The sequence below is a fragment of the Acaryochloris sp. 'Moss Beach' genome (assembly GCF_021497025.1).
Lineage (GTDB): Bacteria > Cyanobacteriota > Cyanobacteriia > Thermosynechococcales > Thermosynechococcaceae > Acaryochloris > Acaryochloris marina_A.
Genome location: NZ_CP071717.1, coordinates 3599881 through 3612566, shown reverse-complemented (window position 1 = coordinate 3612566; position 12686 = coordinate 3599881). Strand labels below are relative to the sequence as shown.

At 40.7% G+C, this 12686-nt stretch carries 7 protein-coding genes; 5 read left to right on the top strand and 2 right to left on the bottom strand.

Annotation, left to right across the window (positions count from 1 at the left end; all coding sequences use genetic code 11):
- Positions 1-25 precede the first annotated feature (25 nt).
- Entirely contained in the window at positions 26-808 is a 783-nt protein-coding gene (locus tag HRE53_RS17040) for an ATP-grasp domain-containing protein (RefSeq protein ID WP_235107301.1), read from the bottom strand.
- A gap of 183 nt (positions 809-991) precedes the next feature.
- On the opposite strand from HRE53_RS17040, the gene HRE53_RS17035 reads away from it, so the two are divergent.
- Positions 992-2185 carry a M48 family metallopeptidase gene (locus HRE53_RS17035; RefSeq protein WP_235107300.1) on the top strand — a complete coding sequence of 398 codons (1194 nt, stop codon included), beginning with the start codon at positions 992-994 and terminating at the stop codon, positions 2183-2185.
- Positions 2186-2198: 13 nt separating this feature from the next.
- On the opposite strand, the gene HRE53_RS17030 is transcribed toward HRE53_RS17035, so the two are convergent.
- The gene (locus HRE53_RS17030; protein ID WP_235107299.1) at positions 2199-4481 is read right to left on the bottom strand and encodes a DUF5682 family protein; all 2283 of its coding nucleotides are present in this window, start codon (positions 4479-4481) and stop codon (positions 2199-2201) included.
- 83 nt (positions 4482-4564) lie between these two features.
- Here HRE53_RS17030 and HRE53_RS17025 point away from each other — a divergent pair, with 83 nt between their 5' ends.
- The 4 genes from HRE53_RS17025 to HRE53_RS17010 all read left to right on the top strand — a co-directional run bounded on the left by HRE53_RS17025 (position 4565) and on the right by HRE53_RS17010 (position 12648).
- On the top strand, positions 4565-5329 hold the full coding sequence (locus HRE53_RS17025; protein WP_235107298.1) for a hypothetical protein: 765 nt from the start codon (positions 4565-4567) through the stop codon (positions 5327-5329).
- Between the two features lie 1778 nt (positions 5330-7107).
- Positions 7108-8646 carry an HlyD family efflux transporter periplasmic adaptor subunit gene (locus HRE53_RS17020; protein WP_235107297.1) on the top strand — a complete coding sequence of 513 codons (1539 nt, stop codon included), beginning with the start codon at positions 7108-7110 and terminating at the stop codon, positions 8644-8646.
- A 393-nt stretch (positions 8647-9039) separates the two neighbouring features.
- Positions 9040-9489: a HetP family heterocyst commitment protein gene (locus HRE53_RS17015; protein WP_235107296.1), complete on the top strand. Its 450-nt coding sequence runs from the start codon at positions 9040-9042 to the stop codon at positions 9487-9489.
- Between the two features lie 126 nt (positions 9490-9615).
- Positions 9616-12648, top strand: coding sequence for an ABC transporter transmembrane domain-containing protein (locus HRE53_RS17010; RefSeq protein ID WP_235107295.1), 3033 nt, complete (start codon positions 9616-9618; stop codon positions 12646-12648).
- Positions 12649-12686 lie beyond the last annotated feature (38 nt).

Sequence of the window (12686 nt, the reverse complement as noted above, 5' to 3'; positions counted from 1 at the left end):
CAAAAAAGCAAGGTCTAGTGCTGCGCTAGCCCATGTGAGCAAGCATTTTGACAAATCGGTCGAGAGGCCACATTTTACGTTCTGAGACTTGGCCATCTCCTAACTCTACGATCCGCTCTTGACCTTCTAAAGTTTGGGCGACATCAACGGAGTAGAAAGGGGCATCTATTCGTTGAATTACGGTTTCAATGATGGCTGGTATACCTGAAGTTGGGGAATACGCAGTGCCATTGACGACGAAATATCGCTGTTCAGATTGGGGCTGAAAGTGTTCTACTCTGCGAACCGCAACCCCTCCTTCCAGTTCGCCCCGATACTGTTCGATTAGGTGGATAATGTTGACGGCTTGTTCTGGGGTGTTGGCAACGGACCCTTGGGCATCGGTGTTGGATTTCACAAAGTCTTTGATAAAGTAAGCGTCCCAGTTCAAATTAGAGATTTGTTCCAGATAGTTGGAGCCTGTTCCCAGAAACACGGTTTCTGGAGTGAGGTCAGCACAGGCTGAATACCACTGATTGAGATGGTGGCAATGGGCATAATCTGCGGCTGAGGTCACTGGAATCCCTCCTCTCTTGCCAATCAAAGCGGTAAAGTTCTGATAGGTAGTGAGATTAAACATCCAGCCACGATATAAAACCGCTTCACCGGACTCAATACGGGGCCGAGGCTTAAAATCGCCAAAACTCAAATCATCGTAAGCAAACAGGGAAATGGGGATTCCCAATTGCTGAACTGCCACAAATTCGTCCGTAAACGGTTGATCGGGTTCTTGAGACTCTAGCGGGTTGCAGGGATACAAAATTCTCATAGCAATGTTTGAGAACAAGTTTCTAGTGGTGGTGCTTCAGGGAGTTAGAGAAGCTAGAGGTCCCATCACATTGAATACCTGTTGGTATAAGACTAGATTGCAGGGAATAATCAGCTTATCAGACGCATTAACAGCAGCTTTGGTAACGGCAATTTCTTCATTGCAACTGATGACACTGTAGTGATGCAAAACAATAGATTTATTGATTTACCAAGTATTCGGCAACATTTTCCCTGCTCAATCGCCTTGCCCGAGCGGCTGATAGAGTTGTTGACGCTTCTCCACCAAAAATATCGCTACTACCACTGTGATGAAGAGCCACTCTTAAAAGGAGTATTCTTTGATGACTATTACATCAAGAACGGCAACGACCTAGCTAACCATTTCGGTATTTTTATGCTTAGCAGCGTAGGAGATAGGGTTGGATATTGGTTTTATGAAGATTGTTCTCCTGACAATGCACCTATCGTAATCATTCATGAAAGCGGATGCTTAGTTCTTGCCAACTCACTGGAAGAGTTTTTAGAAAGACTGATACAGGATACTTTTTGGGATTATTGTTGTCGGTCTGACTTTGAGACTGATCCGAATAATGGCTGGATTGATGAAGTCGATATATGGCTACACGAGGTTGTGCAAATCATACCTAGAACTCGTGAAGAACTCCTCTTTGATCCAAGTAAAAATCACCCCGACATCTGGGATTGGCTGGATCAAAAACATATCCAGCAGCGTGAAAAAGTCGCTCCATGGGAAGAAGATCTTATGCACCAGATCGCTGATGTTATGTCACCATACTTCCCCACAGAATCTTCACTCAGCGATTTTGAAATACAAATTGCAGGATCTTGTTTTGAAATACATCGTGGGTGTAGTCAAAGGATGATCAAACATGCTGAGGCATTGGAACCGCTGATTCGTGAATTCAGGGAGCGGCGTAGTCAAACTCACCCAGAGAATAGACGATGGTTTGTGGTCTACCTTGATCTTTTGAGTTCTGGGAGTGTGAATGTGTATGGCAATTTTGATGATGTTCCGTCTTTTCGGCAGGTCAAGCCTACACTGCAAGATTACATCGATGATTTGCGATTAGAGTCACACACAAACCTATGGATTTCCAGAGACCTCAATCTCGAAGTGTTGAGGCTTTCTTTGGTAGAAGACTGTCATGCAACCTTCATTCAGACTTATCCGCACCTAGTTCAGTTTGATCCAGACGATGACCCATCTTGGAGTCAATATGGAGATCTGCTGTTCCAGTTCAAGCACTATAAGGCTGCCATCTCAGCCTATAACCATATTTTAGCGGATGATTCCAATAGGCCAGATATTGTGGAAAAACGAGAACAGGCACAACAAGCTATCCAACACTCGTAGCCCATCGCAGTGCTTATAAATTGGGTGCAGATAGTCCGAGAAGCTGAGCAACCAGAGGTAAAACCTGTTCGGCGCGATCGCAATCCAATACCTCCGATTCCCAACCCTGCAATCCAGTCCCCACACTTCCTTGCGTCACTCGTTCTCCCATTTGTCGCCGTTCTGCTGCCGGAAACGTCGAGAACGTCCGCCGCAACAACGGTAACAGCGTCACAAAGGTCTCCGGTGCCAATTCACAAACCCACTGATCGAGCACCTGCCAAATCTCCTGATCGTGGAGTAACAACAGGCCACTGCCCTTGAGAAAGCCTTCAATCCAGGCTGCTGCTTGAGTCGGTTCCGTCGCCAAGGATAACGCTAACCCCAACCGTTGGGCCGCCCTTGCCGGTTCGAACTGTCCCCCATCGAGCAGTAGCCGACAGCACCGACCGCCGAGCAATCCATGCAAACTCTCTCGATGGGCCAGTTGTTGTAACACCATCCACCACATCTGCTGGTGGTCCTGATTTTGCAGCAAATTAATCGCACTATGGGTTTGCATAATTTGCCGATCCATCATGGCTGCTGCGTCATCATCCAGGGACGCACAAGCCCCCGGTAAACCAATACAGATGCGAGTGACTAAGCCATCCACCACATGGGTCACAACATCCGTATCCGTTTGACGCACATCGCGATATCGCAAGATTTGGGCTAAAGACGGTAAGGCCGACATCAGATGCACCACATCACTGGCGACAGCAGCTTCAGCCTGCAAGCAGAGCATTAGTTGGGCAATGGCCTCGGGAAGATCCGCCAATAGCACTTGGTCTAACAGCTCAGTCAATCTCGGCAAATTGGGAGCCTTTTCGGCCACATCACAGGCATAGGCTATCGTTGCAGCTTCAATCGTATTTCCCCATTGACCTGCTTCAATGAGGGCAATCTCAAACTCAGGCTGCCACTCTAGCATCCAAGCTTCTTTGAAGGTGCCTTTACCACGACTAAAGGTAGGGCGGCCCCAGGGAATTCCCAGCAAATTGAGACGATGCAAGAGTTGCGATCGCAACAAATCATTCGGCTTCCGTAAATCCAGAGCCAGCTCCTTAGACGTCACCTGGGGTTTAAGCCACAGCTTCTTTTGCCAACGCTGCAAATCTACCTGCAAAGGCACCATCGGCGTATCGTCGGGAACTTGGCCCATGCGATCGCTAATAATCAATCGCTCGTGAATCAACCGTAAAGGTAATTCATCTCCAAAACAGAGGACCGTCTGGGCGGCTTCATTTAGCTCTGGCAATCCCGGTGTGGGACAGTCCCGGAGCGCTGCTAAAGAATTCGCCAGCCGCACCGCCTCAATCACGCTAGCCGAGGAAGCATCCACATCTGCCTGACGCAGCAACCGGGCCACATGGGTCAACCAGTGAATAGTGGGCTGATCCGATGCGGTCCATAAATGGTGATACCAGCCGGGAGCAGCAATCCCAGCGCCATAGCCACTGCGATCTGCCAGCCGTTCATAGGTCCAGGGAATCCAGGTGGAGGTCACCTTCAGTTTAGGTAAGCCTTTGAGTAAGGCCGTATCTTGTTTAGCTGGTGGAAAGGGTTCCGCCAAAGCGGGGGTATGCCAAGCTCCACAAACAATCGCAATTTTCTCATGCCCTGCTTTTTTAGCTTTGCGAATCGTTTGCCGCATGTAGGCTTCTCGCAAAGCTTCTCGATAATCTGGATTGCTGTTGAGATCCGGCGGATAGTCCTTTTCCATCTCTGTTCGCAGCGCCGTCATCGCTTCCACAATGGCGGGAAACAGATCGGTGGTTTCAGAGCGCTGCTCAACCATCCGCTCCCACCAGCGCTCACTATCGTTAAATCCAGCCGCTTGGGCGAGCCAAAACAGTGGGTCATGACGAATTTCGGGTAGAGCAGACTCTGGAGACTCATCACCGGCACTACTATCCGCCCCTGGTGGCTCAAACTGTTGATCGAGCTGCTGTCGCAAAGCAAGCTGATGGGTCTGAGGCAAGTCCATCCACTGCACAGGAACTTGCTCTGTGAGGCCATAGTCCATCGCCTGCCATTCTGGCGAAAAGACAGCAAAGGGATAATAAACGGCTTGTTGAGGTTCCTCAGGAGAATAGATCAAAATAGCGACAGGAGGACTCATGTCCGGGTTAACGATCTGCTCAATCACTCCAGCAGCATCCGGTGGCCCCTCCACCAAAATCAAATCAGGCTCTAGGCTTTCTAAACTCTGTCGTAAACTCCGAGCTGAGCCCGGTCCATGATGGCGAATTCCAAACAGGTGCAGTGTAGACATTTAAACGAACAGCTTTAGCAGGGCCACGTTTGGCCAAGGCATAGCCACCTCTATTGGCCTAGTGAAATCATATACTGAGCATCATGTCACCAAAATCTATTTTGCCGTCTGAAGTTGGGGTGTGGATGATTCATGGTAACCTCCAAACCCCCAAAGTATGGCAACCGATCACAACACAACTTCATCAAGCGGTCAGTCCTGAACTCAGCCTGTCCATTTTCTTGGAAGATCTATGGGCTAGCCCAGGAGAGTCTTTAGAGGAATGGGCAGCACTCTTTTGTCAACGCGTTCAACCGCATCCCTTTAAGTCTCGTTTTTTGCTGGGTTATTCCTTGGGGGGACGGTTAGGGTTTCATGCCCTGCTACACCAACCTGAATTATGGCAAGGAGCCATCATTATTAGTGCCGATTCAGGGTTGGCATCAGAGTGCGATCGCAGAAACTGTCTCAAAAAAGATAACGTATGGAGCATCCAATTGCTGCATGATAATTGGGACAACCTAATACAGGAGTGGAATTCGCTACCCGTATTCTGTGGACGCCAGCCCTCCTATTCAGCCTTAGAAAAAGACTATTCTCGGCTCAAAATCTCAAAAGCATTTCAGAATTTCTCCAAAGGACATCAATTCAATCTTCTCTCTAACTTACAAAAATTTAAACATTCCTGTTTTGTATATATCAGGAGTAGAAGACGAGAAATATTGCCAAATCGGGCAAAAGCTAGCTCATCATTGTCCATCAATCACTCATCGCATAATTCTCAATTCTGGACATCGTGTACCTTGGGAAAATCGGAACAATTTCATATCAATCATTACTCATTTTATAGAACAGGTATTAAATCCTAAAATACAAACAGAGCAGTGATCACATAGCTTTCCAATAAAGTTTTCTCAAGCCAAGAATATTATTATTTTTAATCAATAAAATAACTCGGACTTTATAGATACCTACAAAGTCTATTCTTAGTTTCTAATTGACCTTTAAGTATTACAAAAAAATAAAAAGCAAGACTCAATAAACCCATAAACAAGACTATATATAAATCAAATTCAAGCTATTTTTCTCTTAAATTCAAGCATTAAAAATTGCCAAGATTAAAGATTTATATTTTATATAGAAGCCTTATTGAAATAAGCTTCTATATAAAATTTTAGATATTTAGATAGCAATGATTAATCAGCCGTCAACAGTATCTCCCTATCGACTTCATGAAGTACACAACTCATCCATCACCAACAAAGAAACCAAGCATGAGCTAGATAGTATCGACAAAATTTACCATTGAGATTTATTTCTCTTTCAAATTATAGTTTCACTCAAAAATCAACGATCAACCTAATCTGATCAAGCGAATCATCTCATATCACATTATTCTTGTAATTACCTTAAGCATTACATTTTCACACTCTGTCTAAAGAAGCATCAGATTCAGATCAGAACATACCTCATATATAAAATCATTTTTAGATAATGACTCTAACCTCCAATATATAACTAGTATAAAATCTTTTAATTCCTCTAAAGTTCTTGCTATCTATAGGATCTAAGCACTTAAGATAGAATAAGTTACTGTACATAATTAATTTTATTTTACAAAATCTCTATTTTGCAATACGAAAGTAATAAAAACTTTTAATATGCACTGGAAAAGGAATAATAATCTATAGTCATTTAAAGTAATAAAGACATATACGACATCAATAAAACATAAAATTACCTAGATAACTTTTGTAAAGAGAAACTATTCAATTACTCAAACAAAAGGTAAATTCAAAATGTGTTTGGTAAAGCAAAAAAAATATCAATCCTAGCTAGATATGATTCATCTATGGGCTCACAACAGACAGATTAGAAATAATTTTTTTAGTCTACTTGATATATGAACCAAGAATTTTCTAAGTTTGAATATTCTTAAGCCCACAGATTCCCCCTAATCAACTGCTCCCCAAAAAATCTTCCCCAAGTCAAAACTCAAACAATCAAATTTTTTAGCTTTTCACTCAAATAGTGATAAAGAGGCTAAGAGTTATCAAAGCTCTTGATAAATGACTAAAACTAGATTCTATGCCTGTAAAAACTGGGTATAAGTCATTCGCGTTTTTTTGAATGAGATTTAAGCATTTAGAGGATATTATCCATACAAATTATCTAGAGAGTACTAGAGCATGCATTAACTCTAACTAATATAGAGATATCAGCCTCAACATTAAACGTGGCAGTGCTTATAGATTTTCTGAGACTTATACGGAAAAATATAGGATTGTCAGATAGTGCTGTCTAACAATTTATATCCTAAAGCGGATAACAATTTCTCAAACACTAGTGATAAAAGAATAAAGTCTATAAAGGTTTTCTTCTTTAGTCACGATGTGTCTTTAAACAAACACTTAAGGAGTAAGTTAGAAGCAGCAATCTTCTAACTTACTCTACTTAAATTACAGTTTTTAAAATTTTTTTTGAGTGCTATTCTATGAACAAATATCCAACAACAAAGATCCAAAGAAACTGTTAAATTTTTTCATAGATTTAAATCATCTTCAGACTAAAATAAGTACATTTTGATGAAATATCTGCTTGGCAGCAGAGCTATTTTTTCATAAAAAAGGTTTTGGGGGGCAAAGGTTTGACTATTTCTGATCAAGAATTAGGTAACAAAATCGATCAAAGCTCAAGCTTAAATCAGCCTAATATCCACAATTTTGAATACAAAAACAATGACATCATCGATTGGTCTTCATCTCTACAATCACTACTAGACCAGCCTCCAGCAGAGATGCCTCTTCGAATCATTGTGGGCGGCATGGTATTTTTGCTGGCTTTTCTCGGATGGGCTTGGCTGGGAAAAATAGAAGATATAGGTACAGCAAAAGGGAAGCTAGTTCCGAAAGGTGAGACATATAAGGTTGAGTCTATTGCAATAGGTAAAGTCAGTCGAATTGCGGTTAAAGAAGGAGAAATAGTTACCGCTGGACAGATAATCGCTGAACTAGATACTTCTATAGATAAAAAAGAAGTCAGACGATTGGAACAAATGCTATCTGACTACCAACAAGAACTGAAGCAAAAACAATCTCTTCTCAATAAAGTCTACTTAGAAGCTCAAACTCATCAACGAATTGCTACATCAGAGAATTTAGGTCAAGAGTCTGCTATTAAATCAGCTGAAGACAAGGCAGAAACTTTGCTTCAGTTACTAATACAGCAAAAGCAAGAACTCAATGCGTACAATGCCAGGCATAAACGCTTAAAGCTCTTGTCAAACTTATCAAAATCTCGAGTTAAGCAACTAGAGCTAGATCTCAAATCAAATCAAGGTCGCGTGAAGAAGTTAAAATCTTTGGAAAAGCAAGGTGCCATCTCTAGTGAATTGGTCTTCCAAGCAAATCAAAACCTTAGTCAAGTTCAGAATCAGATAACAGAAAGTAAATTACAAGACATTACTAGTGTCAGCCAGCAGATCTTTCAAAATGAGCAATCGATGCGAACGCTCGCGGCAAAAATGACACAAGATCAAGGAGAGATATATTCGGCTTATCAACGGGTTGAGCAACTACAAGCAGATTTAAATCGGAATAAAGCAGAAAGAACGCGATTAAAGCTAGAAGCATACCAAAAAATTGACCAGCTCAAACTAGAAACTACTCAGAATAAAACTAGAGTATCTGAAACAAAAAATCTAATACTCAAAGCCAAAGCTACCCTAGACCAAAAACTTCTTAAAGCACCAATTGATGGCATTGTTTTATCCTTCAATTTAAAGAATAAAGGTAAGGTAGTAAATTCAGGTCAAACCGTAGCTGAAATTGCACCTCACAACACTCCTTTAGTAATTTCTGCAGTATTACCGAATAAAGAAGCAGGATTTATCAAAAAGAATCAACCTGCAAAAGTCAAATTTGATGCCTATTCATATCAAGATTACGGAGTGATTCCAGGCAAGGTAACATCAATTTCGGCAGACTCAAAATCTGATCAGACCCTAGGAAATGTTTATCAAGTTGAAGTTGAATTAGAGCGGAATCACATCGTAGACAACAATAAGAAAATCAAATTCAGACCTGGCCAATCAGCAACAGCCAATATTATTATTCGTCAGCGTCGTGTTATAGACGTTTTATTAGATCCAATAAAACAGTTAAAGAACGGCAATACGAAAAATTAGTATTGCTTAAATCCTTTAGTCTCTATAATAACGAACAAGATAAATCTTCTTTTTCGATCATATCTTGATACTGAATAGATCTCGATTACATTTCGTTTTAATCTATAAAACACAAACAACCAATCTATCAATTAAGGTAAAAACTATTAAAGCGAATCATTCCAACCTACCACAAAAATAAAACTTTTTTTCATTAGCTCAAAATCTACTTTTTCACAAAAAAATAAATACACTTCAAAAAAACCATCGGTTAAGCAGAAAAAATAAGATGAAAGAATCAATACTCTATCAAAAATACATCATAAAATTGAATTACTTCTCTAGGAATAAGTATCTGTAGGATCATAAAATTTCAATTACAAAGCCGATTTATCAACTAATGAGATTTAAAAAATGAACCATAACTTATCAACTCACTCTGGCGCTGATTTTGACAAGCAAATCACTTATGAACAATTCAATCAAGTGATTGAAGCCATACTAATGGGAAAGTATTCCTGGGCCTGCGTCTTAATGCTGCGGTTTGTGGGATATAACCCACTACACTATATTCCTTATCGCACTTACAACAGATTAATCAAAAAAGAAAGCATGCTGGGTTATCAAATATCTCAAGATAAAGCAAGCTGTACAGAATTTGAGCCTAGTTCACTAATATCTCAGTCAAACTCATCGAGATACTTGCAAGACCTCGAATACTTAGAGGATGTTCGAGAAACATCAACACAAGTGACTGGTGGAGGAAGCAATAACTGGCTAGGGAAAAACTATCTTTTCCTATGGAACAAAATGACCAAAAAAACAAAATTATTAGCACAAATAAAACTGAATAATAAAAAATAAGAGCCAAGATGGATAACTTAAGTATCCCAGACAAGAACCATCATTTTCAAGCCTCAGATCAACTGCCTAAGCTACCTAGCTTTTTATCTACAATATGTGACATCTCAGACTCAAATACTGTTATCAGTGAGTTATGCAAAAAAATTCGAAGCAATTGAACTGCAGCTTGGAGATATTATTCATAATATCCACGAAGCCTCAACTCCAGCCAATGATTACCAAGACCTATATATTATAATTCAGGGAAGAATTAGGCTTGTAAGCACTAACTCTGAAGAACATCAAAATTCATCCATTCAATTATTGCAAGAGGGTAGTTTTTTTGGAGGCGACTCTAACTATCGCGAAGCTAGTTTACCTTACCAAGCTTTTGCTGCTAGTGAAGTAAAGATTGCAAAGATCTCCTTTCAAGTACTACACCCTTTTCTAGCGCAGTTGCCAAAATTACAACACCATTTAGCTGAGACTATTCAAGCTCGACAATGCTTAATTTTCTTTAAAACTCTTACAAACTTAAATAGGCTACCTACCCATAAATTAGAGCAATTTTGTTCATATGTGGTTGAGAAGAAAATTCTCCCAGGTAAAGCTGTTGCCAATTTAGCCCCTGCCAAACTGGGTCGTTTTTGGCTACAGCAAGGTCAAATCCAAGATCAAAGCTCCCATCCTGGCTTCACTTGGGGTTATCCAGAAACTACTGAAATCAATAGCTTTAGCAAAACTGAGCTACTCATATATCAACTTCCTCAAGAAGATTGGGAAGCTGCCACAGCCATTGCTCCTCAACTGACATTGCTAGTTCAAGAAAGTCATCAATCACCCACCACAAACTCAAATTCTAATCCTCAAAAAATTTACAACACTGACCGAACTAAATCCTGGAAGCGAAATCTAGTTCGTTCCACCCCACCGAGGAAAATCAAGGATCAGACAAAGCAATTCCCCGCTGCAGAGAATGTAGATAATCTACAACAGGTTGATTTTCCTAAACCGCTAAAACCTCGCCGAACTTTATGGAAAGCTTATCCGTTTATCGAGCAGCAAAGTTCTTCGGACTGTGGGGTTGCTTGTTTGGCGATGATTAGCCAGTACTGGGGCAAGCGTTTTAGTATTAGCTGGTTGAGAGAAATAACTGGTGTATGGCGATCAGGTACTTCTTTAAAGAATTTAGCTAGTACTGCAGAATCCCTTGGTTACCATGCCCGCCCCGTACGGGCAAGTTTAAATCGTTTAGTGGATCAAACCAATCCTTGGATTGCACATTGGGAAGGGGATCACTTTATTGTTGTTTACTGGATTAAAGGAGATCAGGTTCTAGTTGCTGATCCAGCTAAAGGCAAATACCGGATATCACGCCGAAAATTTGTAGCGAGTTGGACAGGTTTTGCGCTTCTCCTTGATCCTACAGAGCAACTATATACAGTCCCCGGGGAAAAGCGATCTTTAGTTAGATTCTTCAATCTACTATTGCCCTATCGCACTTTAGGGCTACAGATTATTCTTGCTTCAATTTTGATTCAGATTTTTGGTATTATTTCACCTCTATTCACCCAAATAATACTGGATCAGATTGTAGTCAGCAAAAGCCAAACGACACTCAATGTCATGATTGTTGGAGCTCTGCTGTTTGGCATTGCAGGGATGGGATTAAGTGCCGTTCGTACATATTTACTAAACTACTTTGCTAATCGACTAGATCTAACATTGATTAGCGGCTTGATTAGGCATACTCTCAATTTACCGATTAAATTTTTTGAATCGCGCAGAGTAGGCGACATCATTACGCGGGTTCAGGAAAATGAAAAGATTCAACAATTTCTAATCGGGCAGGTATTGCTATCTTGGCTAGATTTAGTGACTGGAATTATCTATTTATGTTTGATGCTTTACTATAACTGGCAGCTCACAGTTTTAGTATTAGCAATTATCCCTCCTATTATAATTCTAACCTTGGTTTCAACACCTTTACTTCGTAAGATTTCTCGTGAAGAGTTTAATGCTACAGCGGATGAGAACTCTACGTTAGTCGAAATGCTATCGGGTATATCCACAGTTAAATCTGTCGCTGTAGAACAAGAATTCCGCTGGCGTTGGGAAGATAAATTAACCCATCAGCTCAATATACAATTCAAAGGCCAAAAACTTGCCATTAACTTAGGAGTGCTCAGTGGCTTAATTAATACGATTGGTGGAACAGCTTTACTTTGGTACGGGGCTACTTTAGTCATCCAAGATCAACTAACCATAGGTCAATATGTTGCTTTTAGCATGATGAAAGGCCATGTTATTAGTCCTTTCATTACACTTGTAGGGCTATGGGATGAATTGCAAGAAGTTTTAATTTCCGTCGAAAAGTTAAATGATATCTTTGATTACCAACCTGAGGAGAAATCACAAAAATCTTCTACAGCTCTACCAAATATAGAAGGAAATATTCGATTTGAGAATCTCAGTTTTCGTTACGAATCAGAAGAAGAGAGGAATGCTCTTCAAAACATCTCTTTTGAAGTCAAGAAAGGACAAACTTTGGCAATAGTTGGACGTAGTGGCTCAGGAAAAAGTACTTTAGTCAAATTACTTCAAGGTCTATACCAACCGACCAGTGGTCAAATTTGGATTGATGGACACGATCTCAACCATTTATCACTTAAATCGCTCCGCTCCCAACTAGGAGTAGTACCACAAGAGTGTTTTTTATTCTCGGGAACAATCCTAGAAAATATTACACTCCACCAGCCCAAATTTAGTCTAGAGCAAGCTATTGACACTGCTAAGCTTGCAGAAGCGCATGCTTTTATTCAGGCTTTTCCTCTCGGATATAGTACCAAAGTAGGTGAATGGGGTACTAATCTTTCGGGGGGACAAAGACAAAGAATTGCAATTGCCAGAGCTTTACTTGAGAAGCCACCTATACTAATCTTCGATGAGGCAACCAGCTCTCTTGACACTGAATCAGAACGAAGATTTCAAGAAAATTTAAAGCGTTTAGCACGAGAACGGACAACTTTTATTATTGCCCATCGACTTTCAACAGTACGCAACGCTGACTGTATCATTGTTCTAGATAAAGGGATTCTCGTTGAGAAAGGCACTCATGAAGAGTTAATTCAACAACAAGGACTTTATTTCTACTTAGCTCAGCAACAATTAGAATTATAAAAAATATTTAATGCTCTAGTATTTTAGATTATGTGATT

Excerpts from the sequence above, each read along its gene's own strand:
- HRE53_RS17030 (WP_235107299.1), bottom strand. The coding sequence starts at position 4,481 with ATGTCTACACTGCACCTGTTTGGAATTCGCCATCATGGACCGGGCTCA.
- HRE53_RS17040 (WP_235107301.1), bottom strand. The coding sequence starts at position 808 with ATGAGAATTTTGTATCCCTGCAACCCGCTAGAGTCTCAAGAACCCGAT.
- HRE53_RS17015 (WP_235107296.1), top strand. The coding sequence starts at position 9,040 with ATGAACCATAACTTATCAACTCACTCTGGCGCTGATTTTGACAAGCAA.
- HRE53_RS17035 (WP_235107300.1), top strand. The coding sequence starts at position 992 with ATGCAAAACAATAGATTTATTGATTTACCAAGTATTCGGCAACATTTT.
- HRE53_RS17025 (WP_235107298.1), top strand. The coding sequence starts at position 4,565 with ATGTCACCAAAATCTATTTTGCCGTCTGAAGTTGGGGTGTGGATGATT.